The sequence below is a fragment of the Streptomyces sp. NPDC048442 genome, from assembly GCF_040651475.1.
Lineage (GTDB): Bacteria > Actinomycetota > Actinomycetes > Streptomycetales > Streptomycetaceae > Streptomyces.
Genome location: NZ_JBEZKB010000005.1, coordinates 1 through 19,513 on the forward strand (window position 1 = coordinate 1; position 19,513 = coordinate 19,513).

A 19,513-nucleotide genomic window follows, 5' to 3' on the forward strand; every position below is an offset into this window, starting at 1 on the left:
CTCGAAGGCGGCGTTGGTCGCCCCGACGACCGCGCGGATGTCGTCGAGCAGTGTGCCGTTCCAGTCCCAGACCAGGTGCGTCCTCATGAAAGAACACAGCAGCTCCGTCACCACCGCCGTGCCCCGCAGACTCAGCACCGACTCCGGGTGGAACTGGACCGAGGCGAAACCGGGGCCGCGCAGCGCGTGCACCTCGCCCGACCCGGCGTCCTGGGCCACCTCGATGCCGTGCGCGCGCAGCTCCGCCGCCCGGTCCCCGTCGCACACCGCGGTGAAGCTGTTGTAGAACCCCACCGTCTCCGGCCGCCCGAACAGGTCGATCCGCTCCTGCGCCCCCTGGTACGGAACCTGCTTCCGTACGATCTCCAGGCCCAGCTCCGCCGCGATCAGCTCGTGCCCCAGGCACACCCCGAGCACCCCGTGCGCGAGGCCTCCACGCGCGTGCCCGCTCAGCAGGTCCGCCGCCAGCGCCCGCAGGAACCGCATCTTCGGATCGGCCGCGTCCGCCGGATTGCCGGGCCCGGGACCCAGCACCACGGGGCCGGGGTGGGCGAGCGCCGCCTCCCGCAGCCCCGGCTCGTCGTAGCGCCGTACGGTCACCTCAAGACCCGACGCGCGCAGCAGGTGCGCCAGCATCGCGGTGAAGGTGTCCTCGGCATCCACCACCAGCGCATGTCCGGACAGCGTCTCGGCGCGCTCCTGCATCCTCAGCCAGAACGGCGCCAGCTGTGCCCGTCGCCCGTCCAGCGCCGCCCGCACCCGTGCGTCGTCGGCCAGCAGCGGCCGCGCCGACTCGTCCCGCGGGCGTCCCTCGCGTACTCCCAGAGCGGTCAGCACCCCCGCAGCCTTGGCGTGCGTCTCGGCCACCTCGCCGGCCGGGTCCGAGTGCCGTACGAGGGTCGCGCCGACCGGCACCCGCAGCAGGCCGTCGGGGGAGATGTCGGCGGTACGGATCAGGATCGGCGAATCGAGGGTCTGCGCACCGGACGCGTCGTGGCCCAGGAGGGCCAGGGCGCCCGCGTAGTAGCCCCGGCCGCCGACTTCGTGGCGTTCGATCACCCGGCACGCGTTCTGCACGGGCGAGCCCGTCACCGTTGCCGCGAACATCGTCTCGCGCAGAACCTCCCGCACGTCCAGCGAGCTGCGCCCCCGCAACTCGTACTCCGTGTGCGCCAGATGGGCCATCTCCTTGAGGCGGGGGCCGACCACCACCCCGCCCATGTCGCCGACGGTGCACATCATCTTGAGCTCCTCGTCGACGACCATCGACAGCTCCTCGGTCTCCTTCGGGTCGGCGAGGAAGTCCAGCAGGTCGTCGGGGGTCGGCCCGTCGGCCGGGTAGCGGTAGGTGCCGCTGATCGGATTCATCACGACCGTCCCGCCGGACATCCGCACGTGCACCTCCGGGCTCGCGCCCACCAGCGTGCGCCCGCCCGTCTGCGACCCCCGCCCTTCCAGGGAAGTCCCTCCGGTCCCCTGCTGATTTCCGGTGTGCACGACGTACGTCCAGTACGCGCCCCGCTCCCCGTCGAGCAGCCGCCGGAAGAGGGCCAGCGCGTCGGCCCTGCCGAACCCCGGGATCTCCCCCGTGTACGTCCGCCGGATGACGAAGTTCGCGCCCTCGCCCCGGCCGATCTCGGAATCGATGACCCGGGAGACGATCCCCGCGTACTCCTCGTCGCCGACGTCGAAACCGCCGCCCTCCACCCGCACGTCGTGCGCGGGCAGTGCGTCCAGCACGCCCTCAAGAGGCAGTTCGTACACCTCGTCCGCGACCAGCACGCTCAGCGGCGTCCCGTCGTCGCGCACGTCGAAGCCGCGCTCCCTGATCTGCCGGAACGGTACGAGGGCGAGCACCGGCCGCCCCGCCCCGCCCACCGGCAGGTCCGCGAGCCGCTCGGCCTCGTGCACCGGGCCGATCAGCACCTCGACGGTGTCGTGAGCGCGGCCGGGCGTGCGTCGGCGCAGCAGCGCGAAGGGCGGGCAGGCGTCGTCGAGCAGACGGGACAGCAGGTCGGCGGGAGACACGGGAGACACGGGAGACATCGGGGGTTCCTTCCGGGGCGTTGGGGAGCCTGGGCGGGAGGAACGGCCGGGAATGCAGAAAGGCCGCCCTCCTGGGGCGGCCTGTGCGTCAGTGGATGTACGCGCGATCAGTGGGCCGCCGGATGAGCGGTCCACCACCAGTTCTGAACCTGGGTCGTCTGAGTCGTCGCGAACATGTGCCGCACCCTACCCCACGCACGAGGCCGGCCGCGGGACGAAAGAAGTTGCGCCCAACCCCTCCTGTCGGGGGCGCACATGGCCTTAACTTCCGATCGGGGGCCCCGCGGACACCGGCGCGACGGCCGACCGGTCTTCGGAAGGTGTGCTCTGTGGCTCCTCGCGTCAGTGTGATCGTTCCCGTGCGCGGAGGCACCGCGCACCACCACCTCGACAGATGCTTCGGCTCGCTGCTCACCCAGACGCTGGGGCAGGAGCAGCTGGAGGTGGTCGCCGTCGACACGGCGGCGGGAGACGGCGGGCCGGCGGCACGGACGTCCGTCTGGCTCGGTGATTTCGCGCGGCACCGCCCCCAGGTGCGGGTGGTCCCGCACGGCGGGGAAGAGCTCACGGCGCACGCCGCCGGCGACTACCTGCTCGTCCTCGACCCCACCCACCACCTTGCCCCGGAGGCCCTGGAACGCCTCTTGAGGACGGCCGAGAAGGAGGACGCCGACACTGTCCACGGCCGCAGTGCGGGCAGCGACGCGACCGCCGTCGCGGACGACGGCCCCTGCAGCCTCCGCCGCCGCACCCCCCTCGACGACGGCCCCCGTACCGCCTCAGCCGTCACCGACTACGACTGCCACTATCCGGAGGGCCACGACGCCCCGCCCGCCTCCCGCGTGGTGCTCCGGCAGAGCCCGGCGGCCCCGGTCTGGGACGACGGGGCACTCCTGCTGTCCGGCACGGCCTCCCTGTCGCACACCGCACCGGCGCCTCAAGAGGTGCAGCTGCTGCTGCGCACCGGCGGCGAGGGCGGCACCGAGATCACCGTGCCCGCCGAGACCGGCCCCGACGGCGGCTACCGGGCCACGATCGACCCCGCCCGCGCCGCGGGCCCCCGCCTGCCGCTCGCCGACGGCATCTGGACGGTACGGATCCGGGTCACCGCCGGCGGCCTCACCCGTACCGCGTGGCTGTGCGCCCCCGACCCGATGCCCGCCCCCGTTCCGTACCTCACAGGCGGCGGTTCGGTGCCCGTCGTCCCGGTGGCCGTCCACGCCTCCCTGCCGCACCACCACCTCAACCTCGACGTCGGCACCCGCCGCCACCCGCTGGGCGCGGACGCCCGAGCCGTCGTCACCCGCCGCCCCCTGTGCACCCCGCACGTCACCGCCGCCGTGACACTGCCGGGCTGTACGGGCCTGGCGGAGCTGGGCCTGCTGCTGGTCCGGGACGGGGAGCGGACCGTGCTCGAAGGCCTGTCGGTCACCCGGCACCCGGGCGACCGGTTCACGGTGTCGGCGCCGCTGGGGCCGGCCGGGAGCGGCGAGTGGGAACTGTTCCTGCGGGTGGCGGTCGGGCCCTTCGTACGGGAACTCCCGCTCGCTCCCGCCGAAGGCGGCACCGGCCCGCTCACGCTGACCGTTCCCGCCCACTGGTCGTGGACCCGACGTCTCACCTTGTGAGCGCGGCGCGGAGCACCGGGTCGTACCCCGTAGGCTGGCCGAGTGACCGTGAACGCGAAGACCACCCTCACCGGTGGCAACACCTGGCGCGACCTTCCTGCGGCGCAGCAGCCCGAGTACCCCGATGCTGAGGCGCTGCGCGATGCTGTCGCGGACCTCGAATCGTATCCGCCGCTCGTCTTTGCGGGTGAGTGCGACCAGCTGCGCGCCCGACTGGGAGCCGTCGCCAAGGGCGAGGCGTTCCTGCTCCAGGGCGGTGACTGCGCCGAAGCCTTCGACGCCGTGTCGGCCGACCACATCCGCAACAAGCTCAAGACGCTCCTCCAGATGGGCGCCGTGCTGACGTACGCCGCGTCCGTGCCCGTCGTCAAGGTGGGCCGGATCGCGGGTCAGTACAGCAAGCCGCGCTCCAAGGGGACCGAGACCCGCGACGGCGTGACCCTGCCGACGTACCGCGGCGACTCGGTGAACGGCTTCGCCTTCACCGAGGAGGCGCGCATCCCGGACCCCGAGCGCCTCAAGAGGATGTACAACGCCTCTGCCTCGACCCTCAACCTCGTGCGCGCCTTCACCACCGGCGGTTACGCGGACCTGCGCCAGGTGCACGCCTGGAACCAGGACTTCGTGAAGTCCTCGCCGTCCGGCCAGCGCTACGAGCAGCTCGCCCGCGAGATCGACAACGCGCTGAACTTCATGAAGGCCGCCGGGACCGACCCGGCCGAGTTCCGCACGGTGGAGTTCTACGCCTCGCACGAGGCGCTGCTGCTGGACTACGAGGCCGCGCTGACCCGCGTGGACTCCCGCACCGGCAACCTCTACGACACCTCGGGCCACATGGTCTGGATCGGCGAGCGCACCCGGCAGATGGACGGCGCGCACATCGAGTTCGCGTCGAAGATCCGCAACCCGATCGGCATCAAGCTCGGCCCGACGACCACGGTCGACGAGGCGCTCGGCTACATCGACAGGCTGGACCCGGACCGCGAGCCCGGCCGGCTGACCTTCATCGTCCGCATGGGCGCCGACAAGGTCCGCGACAAGCTGCCCGAGCTGGTCGAGAAGGTCACCGCATCCGGCGCCACCGTCGCCTGGATCACCGACCCGATGCACGGCAACACCTACGAGGCCGCATCCGGCCACAAGACCCGCCGCTTCGACGACGTGCTCGACGAGGTCAAGGGCTTCTTCGAGGTCCACAAGGGCCTCGGCACCCACCCGGGCGGCATCCACGTCGAGCTCACCGGTGACGATGTCACCGAGTGCGTGGGCGGCGGCGACGAGATCTTCGTCGACGACCTGCACCAGCGCTACGAGACGGCCTGCGACCCGCGGCTGAACCGCAGCCAGTCGCTCGACCTGGCGTTCCTGGTGGCGGAGATGTACCGCGACCAGTAGGTCTCCTTCGTACGTACGACTGTGGGGCACGGATCGATGTGATCCGTGCCCCACAGTCGTATGCCGCGAAAGGCTTTTACGAGCAGAGCCCGCCGGGTAAGGTTAGGTTTACCTGACCATGGACCGGCCTGGCTGAGGGATCGAGGTGTCCGCGTGTTCGTCTGCTCTTGCTTCGGCGTGACCGACCGGCAGATCAAGGACCACGCCGCCGCCGGAGCGTGCACCCCGCGCCAGATAGCCTCCGTCACCAAGGCCGGCACGGACTGCGGAAACTGCGTGCGTACGATCCAGGGTCTGCTGGGCCGGGGCGCGTGCCCCCGCCGTGACCTCATCGAGAAGCACGAGCTGACGGCCGCCGCGGATCAGGTGGACCTCAAAGAGGCCGCCTAGGCACCTCGGAGAGTGAGGCTCAGGCCTCGCTCGGCTGCTCGATCAACTGGGCGATGTAGAGCGCCTCACCGAGCTTCTCCACCAGCTCCAGCTGAGTGTCGAGGTAGTCGATGTGGTGCTCCTCGTCCGCCAGGATGTCCTCGAAGATCTTGCAGGACGTGATGTCGCCCTTGCCCCGCATGACCTCGGCGCCGCGCTTGAGGCGGTCGATCGCCTCAAGTTCGATCTGCCGGTCGGCCTGGAACATCTCCGTGACGGTCTGGCCCACGCGGACGTGGAAGAGCCGCTGGTAGTTGGGCAGGCCGTCCAGGAACAGGATGCGGTCGGTCAGAAGCTCCGCGTGCTTCATCTCGTCGAACGACTCCGACCGCGTGTAGGCGGCGAGCTTCGTCCAGCCGAAGTTCTCCTGCATCTTCGCGTGGAGGAAGTACTGGTTGATCGCCGTCAGTTCGGCGGTCAGCTGCTCGTTGAGAAATTCAATGACCTCGGGGTCGCCCTGCATCGCTGGGGCTCCTTCCAGGGGTGTGGCCGGGCAGATTGCGCGCATCCTTGCACCGCCGCTCCGGGCCCGTCCAGTAAGTGCATGCTTAGTAGGAGTTGCCCGAATCGGCCCAGACCCGGTCATGACCACCCTCCGCTGTCTGTCACCATGGAGGCATGGGTCAGCCGGAAAGCCGGGAACACCGCGAAATCGAGCACTCCGAGCTTCCGCCGGGACAACGGCTGCAGCGCGGCTGGCCGGTCACTCACTACGGGCCCGTCCCCAAATTCAAGCCCGAACGCTGGGAGTTCCGCGTCTTCGGCGCCACCGCGGACGGCGAGAAGCACTGCTGGACCCACGAGGAGTTCTCCGCACTTCCGTTCTCGACGGTCGTCGCCGATCTGCACTGCGTGACGAAATTCAGCATGCTGGGGGCCGAATGGGGTGGTGTGGCCGCCCGTACGGTCCTGGAACTCGCCCCGCCGGCCCCGACCGTCACGCACGTCATGGTCTGGGCCGAGTACGGCTACAGCGCCAACGTCCGCATCGAGGACTTCACCTCCGAGCGCACCATCCTCGCCACGCACAAGGGCGACGATCTGCTCACCGCCGAGCACGGCTTCCCGCTGCGCCTGGTCGTGCCGCACCTGTACGCCTGGAAGGGCCCCAAGTGGGTCCGCGGCATCGAGTACATGACGGCCGACCGCCGCGGCTTCTGGGAGGAGCGCGGCTACCACAACATCGGCGACCCCTGGCGCGAGCAGCGGTACTCGTACCAGGAGGAGCCGGGGGACGGCCCCGAGCTGTAGCTGCGGGGCCGCCTCTTTGAGGCCGCTCTCTTCCGCTGCGGCGCCGCCTCTTTGAGGCCGCTCTCTTCCGCGGGTGCTCAGTGGTGGTACTGGTGGACCACCGCGTGCCCCTTGCCGCGGCCGATCATCCACTTGTTGACGGGTGTGGTGACCACGAAGGCGATCGCGAGGGCCGCCGCGAGCACGCCCCAGAAGACGCCGTCCGACAGATGGGCGTCCATCGCGCCCGGCCAGAAGACGATCACCCCGTTGTCGATCAGCTCCATCACGGCGATCGACAGGGTGTCGGCAGCGAGGGCGACCTTGAAGGCGGTACGGAAGTCCACGCCCGCCCTGAGGATGCCGCGCAGCGTCAGCGCGTAACCGAAGAAGAACGCCAGCACGATCGCCAGGATCATCGTCGCTGCGTTGCCCCAGCCGAGCGCGGTGCCGATCACCATGCCGAGCACCTCGCCGATGGCGCACCCGGTGAGGCAGTGCAGGGTGGCCTGCGCGGCGGCGCCCCAGGTGACCTTGGCGCCCTTGGTGCCCCCGGTGCCGCTGCTGTCGCCCGCGTCGTGCCTGTGGTGCGTGTGAGCCTCGTGGTGCTGCACGGTGTGCCCCCAACTCGGATGGCGGTTCCTGTCGATGACAGGAACCGTATACCCCCCTAGGGTATTCCTCAAGGGTGCTCGGGAGGCCTCAGAACGCGCGCAGCTCCTTCAGTCGGGCCACGTCCGCGGCATGCCCCTCCTTGCCGCCGGGCGTCTCGATCACCAGCGGCACCCCCTCGGTCGCCGGGTGCGAGAACAGCTCGCGGAACGGGTCCTCACCGATGTGACCTGCGCCGATGTTCTCGTGACGGTCCTTGTGCGCGCCGGTGACGTCCTTGGAGTCGTTGGCGTGGATCAGCTTGAGGCGGCCCTCGCCCACGGTGTCCACCAGCAGGTCGAGGGTCTGCTTCATGCCGCCGGGACCGGCCAGGTCGTGCCCCGCAGCGAAGATGTGGCAGGTGTCGAGACAGACGCCCAGCTTGGGATGCGAGTCCAGCGCCGCGAAGTACGGGCCGAAGTCCCAGGTCCGCGAGCAGAGCGAGAAGCCCTGGCCGGCCGTCGACTCCAGCAGGAGGTACGGGTCGTCGTCGTGGGTCAGCTCGTCGAGCAGCGGCAGCAGGTGCGTGCGGACCTGCGCGAGAGCCTCCGTGCGGGGCCGCCCGCCGGTCGCCGAACCGGTGTGCACGACGACCCCGAGGGCGCCGATGTCGCGGGCCCTGCGCAGCGAATGCCGCAGCGATTCCACGGACTTCTCGACGGTCGCCTCGGTGTGCGAACCGAAGTTGATCAGGTACGGGGCGTGGACGTACGCCGGGATCCGCTCCTGGGCGCAGGCGGCCCGGAACTGCTCGTCCTGCGCCGGGTTCCCGGCCGGGGTCGCCCAGCCGCGCGGGTTGGCGACGAAGACCTGGACGGCCTCGGCGCCCATCTCGCGGGCGTACGGCAGGCCGACCTTGGCGAGGCCGCCCGCGACGGGGATGTGACCGCCGACGGGGTTGCGGGACGCCGGGAGGCCGACGGGGAACTGGGTGGGGGTATCTGCGGTGCTCATCACCCTCCAGGATGCCGTACCGCCGCGGAGCCCCTCGCTACAGGACCGCTGTGCTCTCGCCACAGGACCGCAGGGCCCCCTCGCTACAGGACCTTCGTCGAGATGGTGATCCTGCTGCCCTCGGGGGCCTGCTCCCCACCGGCCACCGACTGCTTGTCGATCACCTTGCTGAAGGACAGGAACGGCCGCTCCACCTCGACCTCGAAGCCCGCCTCTTTGAGGATGCGGCTCGCTTCGTCGCGCTCCTTGCCGAGCACGTCGGGCACCGAGATCATCCGGGGCCCCTTGGAGACGGTGAGCGTGACGCGCTCGCCCTCGCCGAGCCGGGTGCCGACGGCCACCGACTGGCGGCCCACCTTGCCCGCCTCCGCAGGGGAGTTGACCTGCCCCGGCGCGACGTCGACCTTCAGGCCGAGACCTTCGAGCCTGCTCCTGGCGTCCTCGACGCTCTGCCCGGTCACCGACGGCATGTCCACCGGGGCCCCCTTGCTGACCACCATCGCCACCGCGGAGTCCGGCGACCGGCCGGTGCCGGCCGCCGGGTCCGTGCTGATCACCGCGCCCCGCGGGACGTCCGCACTGAACGCCCTGGTGACGACGCCCGGCGCGAGCCCCGCGTCCTTCAGCTCGCCCCTGGCCTTCGCCAGCGGCATCCTCGTGAGGTCGGGGACCTTCACGATCTCGGGGCCGCGCGAGAGGACCAGCGTCACCGAGCCGTTGGTGCGGATCCGCTCGCCGGGCGCCGGGTCGCTGTCCATGACGGCGCCGCGCGCGACGGTGTCGCTGAACTTCCGTTCCACGCCCTTCAGGTCGAGGCCGGCGGCGTCCAGCTTCTTGCGGGCCTCCTTCTCGGGCTGGCTGAGCAGCCGCGGCACCTGCGTGAACTGCCCGGAGTTGATGTACCAGACCCCGGTGCCCAGACCGAGCACCAGCAGGACGGCGGTCACCAGCCCCACCAGGCCGCGCCGCGAGGACATCGGCCACCGCCGCCGTTGCCCCGCGGGCTCGGGCTCCTCCGGCAGCGGCATCCGCAGCCGGCTCGTGTGCTGCTCGGTGGGCAGGGTCCGCGGGATGACACTGGTCCGCTCCTCGGGACCGGTGCTCACGTTCTCCTGCGCCCGCGGAGGTACGACGTCCAGCTGGGCATCGTCCAGAGCGGACCGCGCGGTCCGCGCCTGCCCCAGCAGCTCGACCGCGTCGAACGGGCGGGCCTGCGGGTGGCGCGCCGTCGCGCTCGCCACCAGCTCGTCGAGGGCCGGGGCCAGCCCCGGCACGGCGGCGGACGGCGCCGGCACGTCCTCATTGAGGTGCTTGTAGAGCACCTGGGCGGGAGTGCCGCCGGAGTGCGGCTTGCTGCCGGTGAGCATCTCGTACAGGACCACGCCACAGGCGTACACGTCGGCGCGGGTGTCGGCGGTGCCGTGCTCGATCTGCTCGGGGGCGAGGTAGGAGACCGTACCGAGGACGGACCCCGTCGTGCTGGTGACCGTGTCCACGGCGCGTACGAGACCGAAGTCGGCGACCTTCACCCGGCCGTCGTCCCCTATCAGGACGTTCTCCGGCTTCATGTCGCGGTGCACGAACCCGGCCCGGTGCGCGGCGCCGAGGGCGGCCAGCACGGGCTCCAGGATGTCGAGCGCGGCCCGCGGCTGGAGCGCGCCGCGCTCGCGCAGCACGTCGCGCAGGGTGCAGCCCGCGATGTACTCCATCGCCAGGTAGACGTAGCTGCCGTCGGTGCCCTGGTCGAAGACGCCCACCACATTGGGGTGTGCGAGGCGGGCCACCGACTTGGCCTCGCGGATGAACCGCTCGACGAAGGAGTCGTCCGCGGCCAGCGAGGGGTGCATCACCTTGAGCGCGAGCACCCGGTCGAGGCGGGTGTCCACGGCCCGGTAGACCGTGGCCATCCCGCCGACGGCGATGCGTGCCTCGACGCGGTAGCGGCCGTCGAGCAGCTGCCCGACGAGGGGGTCCTGGAGGGTCGTGTCCACGGAGGGAGTCTACGAGCCGGTAGGGACAGGTCGGGCGTGGATGTACTTGCTGCCGCCGTTCTGAAGCCGAGCTGTGACGGCCGCGCCCCTTCAGGGGCGCGGCCGCGCGGGCGCGACCAGCCGCGACGCACCCGCACCTATCGCACTCCCCTCAGAACGCCGGCCGCTCCGGATCCAGCCGGGCCAGGCCCTCGCCCGGCGACGACGCCTGCGCGAAGTGGCGGCGGGGGATGCGCCCCGCGCGGTACGCGAGACGGCCCGCCTCCACGCCGTGCCGCATCGCCTCCGCCATCAGCACCGGCTCCTGCGCCCGCGTCACCGCCGAGGCGAGCATCACCCCCGCGCACCCCAGCTCCATCGCCAGCACCGCGTCCGACGCGGTCCCCGCCCCCGCGTCCAGGATCACCGGCACCCCGGCCCGCTCCACGATCAGCTCGAAGTTGTGCGGGTTGCGGATGCCGAGCCCGGACCCGATCGGCGAGCCCAGCGGCATGACCGCCGCGCAGCCCACGTCCTCCAGCTTCCGCGCCAGCACCGGGTCGTCGTTCATGTACGGGAGCACGGTGAAGCCGTCGTCGACCAGTACCTCCGCCGCGTCCAGCAGCTCGACCGGGTCGGGCAGCAGGGTCCGCTCGTCGGCGATGACCTCCAGCTTCACCCAGTCGGTGCCCAGCGCCTCGCGTGCGAGCCGGGCCGTGAGCACGGCCTCGCCCGCCGTGTAGCAGCCTGCCGTGTTGGGCAGCACCCGGATGCCCAGCTTCTCCAGCACGGACAGCACGGAGCCCCGCACGGACGGATCGAGCCGTCGCATCGCCACCGTCGTCAGCTCGGTCCCGGACGCGACGAGCGACCGCTCCAGCACCTCCAGGCTGGGCGCGCCGCCGGTCCCCATGATGAGCCGGGACGAGAACGCGGCGCCGCCCAGTTCGAAGAGATCGTCTGCCATGTCGTCAGCCTCCCTGGACCGCGGTGAGTACTTCGACGCGGTCGCCGTCGGCGAGGGCGGTGGCCGCCCACCGGCCGCGCGGCACCACTGTTTCGTTGAGCGCGGCAGCCACGCCCGCGTGCGCGCGCGTGAGCGCCGCGACGAGGTCGTCGAGCGTCGTACCGGCGCAGACCTCGCGCCCCTCACCGTTCACGGACACGTTCACCGGGGTGTTCATGCGGGCTGCTCCTGTCGTACGGGCACGGGCACGGGTACGGGGGCGGAGTCGGGTGCGGAGTCGGAAGTGAAGCGCTGCGGGGTGAACGCCCGCGCCTCCTCGGGGAGTTCGCCGGTGGTCAGGACGTCCGCCATGACGTCGCCGGTGACCGGGGTCAGCAGCACCCCGTTGCGGTAGTGCCCGGTGGCGAGCAGCAGGCCCGGCAGGGCGGTGGGGCCGAGCAGCGGGGCGTTGTCGGGGGAGCCGGGGCGCAGCCCGGCCCGGGTCTCGGTGAGCGGGAGCTCGGTGATGCCGGGGACCAGCTCGTGGGCGTCGCGCAGCAGCTCGTAGACGCCGCCCGCCGTGACGGTGGTGTCCCAGCCGAGCTCCTCCGAGGTCGCGCCCACGACCAGCTCGCCGTTCTCGCGCGGCACCAGATAGACCTCGCTGCCGCGCACCACGGCGCGCACCGTACGGCTCAGGAACGGGGCGTAGGCGGGCGGCACCGTCAGCCGCAGCACCTGTCCCTTGACCGGGCGCACCGGCGGCAGCACCTCTTGAGGCACTCCCGCGAGCCGCCCGCTGAGCGAACCGGCGGCCAGCACCACCTGGTCGGCGACGACCTCGGTGCCGTCGGCCAGCAGCGCGCCCGAAGCCCTCTCCCGTACGACGGACAGCCGCTCGGCCGTCGTGCGGTACACAACCACCCCGGCGCGCTCGCAGGCCGTCAGAAGGGCGGCTGCCAGCCGTCGCGGGTCGATCTGGTGGTCGCCGTCCACCCGCAGCCCGCCGCGCACGCCCGGCGCGAGCATCGGCTCCAGTCGGCGGCAGTCGCGCCCGCTCAGCCACTCCGACTCCAGGCCCGACTGCCGCTGCAGGGTGTGCAGTTCGCGCAAGTGGGCCCGGTCGTCGGAGTCCAGCGCCACGGCGAGGGTGCCGCACGCGCGGTAGCCGGTGTCCTGCCCCGACGCCTCCTCCAGCTCCGTGACGAAGTCCGGATAGCGGCGCGCGGAGGCGAGGTTGAGGCCGAGCAGGGTCTGCTCGCCGTGGTGGAGTTCGGTGACGGCGGCCAGCATTCCGGCCGCCACCTGTGCGGCGCCGCCGCCCGGTGCGGGGTCGGCGAGCGCGGTGCGCAGACCGCGCTGCGCGGCCCGCCAGGCCGTGACGAGGCCGATGATTCCGCCGCCGACCACCAGGACGTCGTACGGCCGTTGCTCGGAAGCGTGCAGGTGCTCGGAAGCGTGCGGGTGTGGAGATGTGTGCATGGGCGTCCAGCCCCTCCCTTCGCCGGCATGACCCGGATCAGGTTCGTACGGTCGGAGGCCTGGTCAGCCTCCCTCTCAGCCCGGTCAGCCGGGCTCCCGTGAGTGCTTGTACGGTGACCAGACTAGTCCTTGGGTTCAACAGACTGTGAGGGAGCACCCCGTGCCCCGTTCGCTCGACGGACTCGTCCTCGCGCCGGTCGCCGACCAGGCCCCCGGGCAGGTCGGCACCCGCACCCGCTTCACGTACCACGAGCAGGACGGCCGGATCTGGGCCGAGTACGCGGGCGGCGACGTCGTGCGCGGGCAGCTGGTCGGCACGCGCGCGGGGGACCGGCTCGACTTCAGGTACGTCCAGCTGAAACGGGACGGAACGACTTCGTCCGGACATTGCGTCTCCACGGTCACGCTGCTCGCGGACGGCCGCGTTCGGCTGGACGAGAGCTGGGCATGGGAGTCCCAGGAGGGCAGCGGCACGAGCGTGGTCGAGGAACTCCTTTCCTGACGTTGTGTCAGATACATAAGGTGGTCGGGTGAGCGAGCAGAAGCGAATCGTCGTCGTCGGTGCGGGAATGGCCGGGGTGCAGACCTCCGTGGCCCTGCGGGAGCAGGGCCACGGAGGCCGGATCACACTGATCGGCGCCGAGCCCCACCCGCCGTACGACCGGCCGCCGCTGTCCAAGGCGGTGCTGCTCGGCAAGGCCGAGGGCTCGGCCTTCGAGGTCGACTTCGACGCGCTGGGCATCGAGCTCCGGCTGGGGCTCGACGTCACCGGGGTGCGCCCGGCGGACCACGAGATCGACACCCCCGACGGGCCGGTGCCGTACGACGCCCTGGTCCTCGCCACCGGAGCGGACCCCGTCACCCTTCCCGGCACGGCCGGCGTCCCCGACGTCCACCTGCTGCGCACCCTCGACGATGCGCGGCGGCTGCGCCCGGTGCTGGACGCGGCCGCCGACGTGGTGGTGGTCGGCGCGGGCTGGATCGGCGCCGAGTTCACCACCGCCGCAAGGGAAGCGGGTTGCACCGTCACGGTCGTGGAGGCCGCCGACCGGCCGCTCGCCGGGACGATGCCCGCCGAGATCGCCGCGCCGATGGCCGCCTGGTACGCCGAAGGCGGCGCCGAGCTCCTCACCCACGCGCGCGTGGCGGCGGTGGAGCCGGGCGCGGTGCTCCTCGCCGACGGCCGCCGGATCCCGGCCGGCGCCGTCCTCGTCGGTATCGGCGCCAGACCCGCGACGGCCTGGCTGGCGGGTTCCGGCATCGAGCTCGGCCCGGACGGCTCCGTCACCGCCGACGTGCACCTGCGGACCTCGGTCCCCGACGTGTACGCGGTCGGGGACTGCGCCTCCTTCCCGTCCGGGCGGTACGGCACGCGGCTGCTCGTGCACCACTGGGACAACGCGCTCCAGGGCCCGCGCACGGTAGCCGCGAACATCCTGGGCGGCGCCCCGCTGCCCTACGACCCCGTGCCGTACTTCTGGTCCGAGCAGTTCGGCCGCTTCGTGCAGTACGTCGGCCACCACGCGGACGCCGACGAGACGATCTGGCGCGGCGAGCCCGCCGGACCCTCCTGGTCGGTGTGCTGGCTGCGCGGCGGCGCCCTGGTGGCCCTGCTCGCGGTGGGCCGCCCGCGCGACCTGGCACAGGGCCGCAAGCTGGTGGAGGCGGGGGCGGCGCTCGACCCGGCGCTGGCCGCCGACCCTTCCGTACCGCTGAAGTCGGCCGTACGGAAGCCGTAGGAAATCCCCCGGCCGGACGGGCCCGGGTACCGACTGTCGGTCCCGGATGGCACGCTTGTCCTGTGACCGAGATTGACGCAAAGATCGAATCGCTCGTCCCCGCCTGGCTCTACCTCCCCGACATCGCGGAGATGCTCGACCTGGAGGTGACGAAGGTGCGGCAGCTGGTGAAGGACGGCCAGCTCATCGCCGTGCGGCGCGGTGAGAACCGTTCGCTGCAGGTGCCCGCCGCCTTCCTCGACGGCAACCAGATCGTCAAGGGCCTTCCCGGGCTCCTGACGGTCCTGAAGGACGACGGCTTCTCCGACGCGGAGATGCTGGAGTGGCTCTTCACCGCCGACCCGACCCTGCCCGGCACCCCCGCCCAGGCCCTGAGCGAGAATCGCGGCACGGAGGTGAAGCGCCGCGCCCAGGCGCTCGCCCTCTGACGACGCCGCACCACACCACGGCGCTGTGCGGTCCGCCCGGCCGGGCGGACCGCACACCGCCGCCGACCGACGGGGGACACCCCGCCACCACGGGGGGAACCGCACCATGCCCACGCCCAGCGCGCAGCTCGCCGACGCCCGGCTCTACCTCTGCACGGACGCCCGCAAGGCGCAGGGAGACCTTCCGGCCTTCCTCGACGCGGTGCTGTCCTGTGGCGTCGACATCGTTCAGCTCCGCGACAAGGGCATGGAGGCGGGCGAGGAGCTGGAGCACCTGGCGGTCCTCGCCGACGCCTGCCGCCGGCACGGCAAGCTCCTCGCCGTGAACGACCGCGCCGACGTGGCGCACGCCATCGGCAGCGACGTCCTCCACCTCGGCCAGGGCGACCTGCCGGTCCCCGCCGCCCGCGCGATCCTCGGCTCCCGCAGCGGCGACGTCCTGATCGGCCGCTCCACGCACGCCGAGTCCGAGGTCGACGCCGCCGTCGCCGAGCCGGGCGTCGACTACTTCTGCACCGGTCCCTGCTGGCCCACCCCCACCAAGCCCGGCCGGTACGCCCCCGGGCTCGGCCTCGTGCGGTACGCGGCCTCGCTCGCCCAGAGCCGCCCCTGGTTCGCCATCGGCGGCATCGACGCGCGCAACCTCGACGAGGTGCTGGCCGCGGGCGCCCGCCGCGTCGTGGTCGTCCGCGCGATCACCGAGGCTGCCGACCCGGCTGCTGCCGCCGCCGATCTGGCCAAGCGGATCAGGTCGTACGACCGGTAGGCGACGGTCGCACGACCGGCAGGTGACGGTCGTACGACCGCGGTGGGCGACGGGTGTTTGGCCGGACAACTGTCCGAAGGGTGGACAAGAAACCGGCATAACGGACCTTTGTCTCCTTGGCGGTTGGGGGTGCGGCACGCCCCTGGCTAACCTTTCGACATGGCCCTTGGCACAGCTTCCACCAGAACAGACCGCGCGCTTACGGTGCGTGAGCTGCTGGAGACCGGAAAGACGTCGTTTTCCTTCGAATTCTCGGCCCGCAGGACCGAGAAGGGTGAGCAGAACCTCTGGAACGCCCTGCGTCGTGTCGAGGCGGTGGCCCCCAGCTTCGTCTCCGTGACCTACGGAGCGGGTGGCTCCACGCGCGAGGGCACCGTCAAGGCCACCCAGAAGATCGCCTCCGACTCCACCCTCACGCCCGTCGCGCACCTCACCGCCGTCGACCACTCGGTCGCCCAGCTGCGCAACATGGTCGGGCAGTACGCCGACGCCGGAATCCGGAACATCCTCGCGGTACGCGGCGACCCGCCCGGCGACCCGATGGGCGAGTGGGTCCGTCACCCGGAAGGCGTGACGTACGCCTCCGAACTCGTCGCACTCATCAAGGAGTCCGGCGACTTCTGTGTCGGTGTCGCCGCATTTCCCGAGATGCACCCGCGCTCGGACACCTGGGATTCCGACATCCGCCACTTCGTGGAGAAGTGCCGGGCCGGTGCCGATTACGCCATCACGCAGATGTTCTTCGATCCGGAGAGCTATCTGCGGATGCGGGACCGCGTCCAGGCGGCGGGCTGCGACACCCCGATCATCCCCGAAGTGATGCCTGTCACGCTGGTCAAGCAGCTGGACCGGCTTCCGCAGCTCAGCAACGCGCATTTCCCCGACGCCGTGAAAGAGCGCATCCTCGCGGTCAAGGACGATCCGGCCGCTGTACGCTCCATTGGCATCGAGTTCGCCACCGAGTTCTGCGCGACGCTGCTTGCCGAAGGTGTACCGGGAATGCACTTCATCACGCTGAACAACTCGACGGCGACACTTGAGATCTACGAGAATCTCGGACTGCACGACACACACGAAACGCAACGCCAGACGTCACCGCCGACGCGGCCGTCGTCGTAGCAGTCACCACAGCTGTACTCGCGCCGCCGAGTCCACCAGGGGATCCGCGGCAGCAGGAGAGGGGCGTACATGGGCTGGACGGTCCTCTACATCGCATTCGGCGTCGTCGCGCTGTGGCTGCTCGGCGAAGTGCTGTTGCAGTACAAGGCACGGCTGCGCTGGCGGGTGCTCGCGTTCGCGGGCTTCTCCGTCGTCGTGGTCGGCGTGCTGCTGCCGTCCGTCGTGGTGATCGCGGCGGGCGCCGTCGCCTTCGCCGTCGGCCAGACGTACGTCACGCTGTCCTTCCGCCGCGGCTTCTCCACGGGCTGGGCGATCGGCGGCAGTCCGGGCGCGAGCAAGCGACGCAGGGGCGGTGCGGAGGAATCCGCCGCACAGCAGCCGACGTTGCAGGTCTCCGACCTGGAGTACGAGGCGCAGGACCGGCCCGACGCCGGTTTTGACGCCGCGCAGGGTTTTGACGCCGCGCAGGGTTTCGACGGAGCACCCGCATTCGGCGGAGCGGCTGGGTTCGACGACGGAGCGCCCGGCTTCGACACCCAGGGGCAGCACGGCACGGCCGGCCACCCCGACCCGCAGACCGCGGTCTACGAGCCGCAGCCGATGCCCGACGAGACCGGCCGGTACGGGATCTACGACTCCTCGGCGCCCTACGCCGCCTCGCAGTCCGCCGCGCCCCAGGCACAGGGTTTCGACGACTTCGGCAGCGGGTCCTACCCCGCCTACGACCCGCAGGGCGGCCAGTCCCACGACACCGGGGCCTACGCGTACGACGGCGGGCAGCAGCAGTACGCCGCCTACTCCGATCCGTACATCGGCACCCAGTCCTACGGCAGCGGCGGCGACTACGACTTGTACGGCGGCCAGCAGCAGTACAACACCGGCGGCTACGAGAACTACGCGGGCGAGACGCCGCCCGGCGGGGTGTGGGTGCCGCACGTGCCCCACCAGCGCGACGGCGAGCAGCCGCTCGGCCCGGAGGCGCCGCAGCAGCCGGCCGGATACCCGAACGGCTACGACACCGGGGCGAACGGCCAGTACCGGTACTGACCTCCCGCACCGCACACCGCGCACCCGCACCGCGCACCCGCACCGGCACCCGCATCAGCACGACGCCGCTTTGTCCACTGCCGACAGTGGACAAAGCGGCGTCGTGTCTGTCACGGGCAGCCTGTTACCGGGAGCCGCGGAAGCCGTCGCCCTCCACGATCAGCCCGGCGACCAGCGCCCCCGACATCCCTGCGTGCGCGAGCCCGCCGCCCGGGTGCGCCCAGCCGCCGGCCGCGTACAGCCCGGGGAGGGCGGTGGAGTTCGACGGGGCGAGGAAGCGAGCGGACCGACCTGCCAGCGAGGGCGGCGGAACCGCCCCGCCCGCCGCGCCGGTCACGGCTCGGGTGTCCCGGGGCGTACGGACCTCGCGCCACAGGATTCGGTCGGCCAGACCCGGAATCGCGGTGGCCGCGGCGGACACCATCCGGTCGGCCCAGAGCGTGGCCAGGTCCGGCCTGCTCCAGTCGTACGCGGCGTGCACCGGTGCGGCGGCGGTGAGCACCACGGCCTCGTGCCCGTCGTCGGGGCGCAGGGCCGGATCGTCGGGGCGCGAGACGAACACGGTGGGGGAGAGGTCGTCGCCGACGGACTCCACCAGGCCCAACTCGTCGAAGATCTCCCGGAGTTCGAACTCCCGGTGCGCGGGGTGCACCACGCTCCGGTGCACCGCGCCGGCCTCCCGGCCGCCCTTGAGCGCCAGGAACACCGTCACCCGGCCCGCTCGCACCGGAAGGTCGGCTCGCACCGGACCCGGCTCGTCCGAAGGCGGCGTCCCGTACGCGTCCCGCCCGCCCAGCAGCGCGGACAGCCGCTCCGGGGGCACCGCCGCGACCACCGATGCCGCCTCGACGAGAGTCCCGTCGGCCAGCTCCACGCCCGCCGCCCGGCCGTCCTTCTCGACGACCGAGGCGACTTCCGCTCCGAAGACGAACTCCACCCGGCGGGCCAGACACCGCTCGTGGAGCGCACGGGCCAGCTCCCGGGTGCCCCCGGCCACGTACCAGCTGCCGAAGGTCTGCTCCAGATACGGCAGTACGGCGGCCGATGCGGGGGCGTCGCGCGGGTCCAGGCCGTACGCCAGCGCGTAACTCTCCAGCAGGGCGGCGAGCCGGGGATCGGCCAGCTCCCGGGCGGCGACCTCGGCGAGGGTGGCCGCCTGCCGGTCGCGGCGCAGCAGCCGCTTCTGCCGTACGGAGGGGTACGGATCGCGGCCCAGCGCCTGCCGGTCGGCACGCAGCGGCTCTTCGAGGAGCGGGCGCCGGGTGCGGTCCCAGGCGTCCCGCGCCCGGTTCATGAACTCGCCCCAGCGCTCGCCGAGGCCGGATCCCAGCGCCTCCTCCAGCGCCGAAACGACACCGGCGCGCGAGGCGTTGGGCAGCGAGACCGCCGTGCCGTCCGGGAAGAAGTGCCTGCTCGCCGGGTCGGCCTGCGCCATGGCGACGCACGATTCGAGGGGCTCCTTGCCCGTCTTCACGAACACGTCCCGGTACACGGCGGGAAGGTGCAGCAGGTCGGGGCCCGTGTCGAAGGCGAACCCGGCCCGCTCGAAGCGGCCCACCGAGCCGCCGTACGTCTCCCCGCGCTCGTACACCGTCACCCGGTGGCCCGCGACGGCCAGCCGGGCGGCGGTCGCCATCGCGCCGAGCCCGGCGCCGATCACCACAATCCGTGCCATGCCAGTGA

At 71.9% G+C, this 19,513-nt stretch carries 20 protein-coding genes and 1 riboswitch; of the genes, 10 read left to right on the forward strand and 10 right to left on the reverse strand.

Annotation, left to right across the window (positions count from 1 at the left end):
* Together AB0D18_RS09575 and AB0D18_RS09580 are read right to left on the reverse strand one after the other, a co-directional pair.
* Nucleotides 1-2,046 (reverse strand): anthranilate synthase family protein (locus tag AB0D18_RS09575; RefSeq protein ID WP_362414749.1); only part of this gene is annotated, 2,046 nt, incomplete at its 3' end.
* Between the two features lie 107 nt (nt 2,047-2,153).
* The gene (locus tag AB0D18_RS09580; RefSeq protein ID WP_362414751.1) at nt 2,154-2,303 is read right to left on the reverse strand and encodes a trp operon leader peptide; all 150 of its coding nucleotides are present in this window, start codon (nt 2,301-2,303) and stop codon (nt 2,154-2,156) included.
* A 72-nt stretch (nt 2,304-2,375) separates the two neighbouring features.
* Here AB0D18_RS09580 and AB0D18_RS09585 point away from each other — a divergent pair, with 72 nt between their 5' ends.
* The 3 genes from AB0D18_RS09585 (at nt 2,376) to AB0D18_RS09595 (ending at nt 5,459) form a co-directional block, all read left to right on the forward strand.
* Nucleotides 2,376-3,674, forward strand: a complete 1,299-nt coding sequence (locus AB0D18_RS09585; protein WP_362414753.1) for a glycosyltransferase — start codon at nt 2,376-2,378, stop codon at nt 3,672-3,674.
* Nucleotides 3,675-3,716: 42 nt separating this feature from the next.
* The gene (locus AB0D18_RS09590; protein WP_362414755.1) at nt 3,717-5,069 is read left to right on the forward strand and encodes a class II 3-deoxy-7-phosphoheptulonate synthase; all 1,353 of its coding nucleotides are present in this window, start codon (nt 3,717-3,719) and stop codon (nt 5,067-5,069) included.
* A 153-nt stretch (nt 5,070-5,222) separates the two neighbouring features.
* A complete protein-coding gene (locus tag AB0D18_RS09595) occupies nt 5,223-5,459 on the forward strand; it encodes a (2Fe-2S)-binding protein (RefSeq protein WP_362414757.1) in 237 nt (78 codons plus the stop codon).
* A gap of 19 nt (nt 5,460-5,478) precedes the next feature.
* Here the strand turns inward: AB0D18_RS09595 and bfr are convergent, their stop codons facing one another.
* Nucleotides 5,479-5,961, reverse strand: a complete 483-nt coding sequence (bfr, locus tag AB0D18_RS09600; RefSeq protein ID WP_362414759.1) for a bacterioferritin — start codon at nt 5,959-5,961, stop codon at nt 5,479-5,481.
* Between the two features lie 155 nt (nt 5,962-6,116).
* Between bfr and AB0D18_RS09605 the strand changes: the two genes are divergently transcribed.
* On the forward strand, nt 6,117-6,749 hold the full coding sequence (locus tag AB0D18_RS09605; RefSeq protein WP_362414761.1) for a sulfite oxidase-like oxidoreductase: 633 nt from the start codon (nt 6,117-6,119) through the stop codon (nt 6,747-6,749).
* Between the two features lie 77 nt (nt 6,750-6,826).
* On the opposite strand, the gene AB0D18_RS09610 is transcribed toward AB0D18_RS09605, so the two are convergent.
* From AB0D18_RS09610 to thiO, 6 genes are all read right to left on the reverse strand, one after another.
* Nucleotides 6,827-7,342 (reverse strand): DUF4396 domain-containing protein, encoded by a 516-nt coding sequence (locus AB0D18_RS09610; protein WP_362414763.1) that lies wholly within the window; start codon nt 7,340-7,342, stop codon nt 6,827-6,829.
* 88 nt (nt 7,343-7,430) lie between these two features.
* Nucleotides 7,431-8,333: a deoxyribonuclease IV gene (locus tag AB0D18_RS09615; RefSeq protein WP_362414765.1), complete on the reverse strand. Its 903-nt coding sequence runs from the start codon at nt 8,331-8,333 to the stop codon at nt 7,431-7,433.
* Between the two features lie 83 nt (nt 8,334-8,416).
* A complete protein-coding gene (pknB, locus tag AB0D18_RS09620) occupies nt 8,417-10,324 on the reverse strand; it encodes a Stk1 family PASTA domain-containing Ser/Thr kinase (RefSeq protein WP_362414766.1) in 1,908 nt (635 codons plus the stop codon).
* Between the two features lie 151 nt (nt 10,325-10,475).
* Complete coding sequence (locus AB0D18_RS09625; RefSeq protein ID WP_362414768.1) at nt 10,476-11,270, reverse strand: thiazole synthase; 795 nt, start codon at nt 11,268-11,270, stop codon at nt 10,476-10,478.
* Nucleotides 11,271-11,274: 4 nt separating this feature from the next.
* Nucleotides 11,275-11,487, reverse strand: coding sequence for a sulfur carrier protein ThiS (gene thiS / locus AB0D18_RS09630; protein ID WP_362414770.1), 213 nt, complete (start codon nt 11,485-11,487; stop codon nt 11,275-11,277).
* Complete coding sequence (thiO, locus tag AB0D18_RS09635) at nt 11,484-12,731, reverse strand: glycine oxidase ThiO (protein ID WP_362414771.1); 1,248 nt, start codon at nt 12,729-12,731, stop codon at nt 11,484-11,486. Before thiO ends, thiS begins: the two co-directional genes overlap by 4 nt.
* A riboswitch (TPP riboswitch) is annotated at nt 12,729-12,841 on the reverse strand. (Overlaps the previous gene by 3 nt.)
* 50 nt (nt 12,842-12,891) lie before the next feature.
* Between thiO and AB0D18_RS09640 the strand changes: the two genes are divergently transcribed.
* From AB0D18_RS09640 to AB0D18_RS09665, 6 genes are all read left to right on the forward strand, one after another.
* Nucleotides 12,892-13,233, forward strand: coding sequence for a hypothetical protein (locus AB0D18_RS09640; protein ID WP_362414773.1), 342 nt, complete (start codon nt 12,892-12,894; stop codon nt 13,231-13,233).
* A 67-nt stretch (nt 13,234-13,300) separates the two neighbouring features.
* Nucleotides 13,301-14,470 carry an FAD-dependent oxidoreductase gene (locus AB0D18_RS09645; RefSeq protein ID WP_362415301.1) on the forward strand — a complete coding sequence of 390 codons (1,170 nt, stop codon included), beginning with the start codon at nt 13,301-13,303 and terminating at the stop codon, nt 14,468-14,470.
* A 62-nt stretch (nt 14,471-14,532) separates the two neighbouring features.
* The gene (locus tag AB0D18_RS09650) at nt 14,533-14,898 is read left to right on the forward strand and encodes an Rv2175c family DNA-binding protein (protein WP_362414775.1); all 366 of its coding nucleotides are present in this window, start codon (nt 14,533-14,535) and stop codon (nt 14,896-14,898) included.
* 106 nt (nt 14,899-15,004) lie between these two features.
* Nucleotides 15,005-15,664: a thiamine phosphate synthase gene (gene thiE / locus AB0D18_RS09655; protein WP_362414777.1), complete on the forward strand. Its 660-nt coding sequence runs from the start codon at nt 15,005-15,007 to the stop codon at nt 15,662-15,664.
* A gap of 159 nt (nt 15,665-15,823) precedes the next feature.
* Nucleotides 15,824-16,783 (forward strand): methylenetetrahydrofolate reductase [NAD(P)H], encoded by a 960-nt coding sequence (metF, locus tag AB0D18_RS09660; RefSeq protein ID WP_362414779.1) that lies wholly within the window; start codon nt 15,824-15,826, stop codon nt 16,781-16,783.
* A 69-nt stretch (nt 16,784-16,852) separates the two neighbouring features.
* Entirely contained in the window at nt 16,853-17,830 is a 978-nt protein-coding gene (locus tag AB0D18_RS09665) for a hypothetical protein (RefSeq protein ID WP_362414781.1), read from the forward strand.
* Nucleotides 17,831-17,954: 124 nt separating this feature from the next.
* Here AB0D18_RS09665 and AB0D18_RS09670 read toward each other — a convergent pair whose 3' ends face one another.
* Nucleotides 17,955-19,505: an NAD(P)/FAD-dependent oxidoreductase gene (locus AB0D18_RS09670; protein WP_362414783.1), complete on the reverse strand. Its 1,551-nt coding sequence runs from the start codon at nt 19,503-19,505 to the stop codon at nt 17,955-17,957.
* Between the last annotated feature and the right edge of the window lie 8 nt (nt 19,506-19,513).

Coding starts and splice junctions, on each gene's coding strand:
- AB0D18_RS09580 (WP_362414751.1), bottom strand. CDS start 2,303: ATGTGCGCCCCCGACAGGAGGGGTTGGGCGCAACTTCTTTCGTCCCGC.
- bfr (WP_362414759.1), bottom strand. CDS start 5,961: ATGCAGGGCGACCCCGAGGTCATTGAATTTCTCAACGAGCAGCTGACC.
- AB0D18_RS09605 (WP_362414761.1), top strand. CDS start 6,117: ATGGGTCAGCCGGAAAGCCGGGAACACCGCGAAATCGAGCACTCCGAG.
- AB0D18_RS09615 (WP_362414765.1), bottom strand. CDS start 8,333: ATGAGCACCGCAGATACCCCCACCCAGTTCCCCGTCGGCCTCCCGGCG.
- AB0D18_RS09625 (WP_362414768.1), bottom strand. CDS start 11,270: ATGGCAGACGATCTCTTCGAACTGGGCGGCGCCGCGTTCTCGTCCCGG.
- thiS (WP_362414770.1), bottom strand. CDS start 11,487: ATGAACACCCCGGTGAACGTGTCCGTGAACGGTGAGGGGCGCGAGGTC.
- thiO (WP_362414771.1), bottom strand. CDS start 12,731: ATGCACACATCTCCACACCCGCACGCTTCCGAGCACCTGCACGCTTCC.
- AB0D18_RS09645 (WP_362415301.1), top strand. CDS start 13,301: ATGGCCGGGGTGCAGACCTCCGTGGCCCTGCGGGAGCAGGGCCACGGA.
- thiE (WP_362414777.1), top strand. CDS start 15,005: ATGCCCACGCCCAGCGCGCAGCTCGCCGACGCCCGGCTCTACCTCTGC.
- metF (WP_362414779.1), top strand. CDS start 15,824: ATGGCCCTTGGCACAGCTTCCACCAGAACAGACCGCGCGCTTACGGTG.
- AB0D18_RS09665 (WP_362414781.1), top strand. CDS start 16,853: ATGGGCTGGACGGTCCTCTACATCGCATTCGGCGTCGTCGCGCTGTGG.
- AB0D18_RS09670 (WP_362414783.1), bottom strand. CDS start 19,505: ATGGCACGGATTGTGGTGATCGGCGCCGGGCTCGGCGCGATGGCGACC.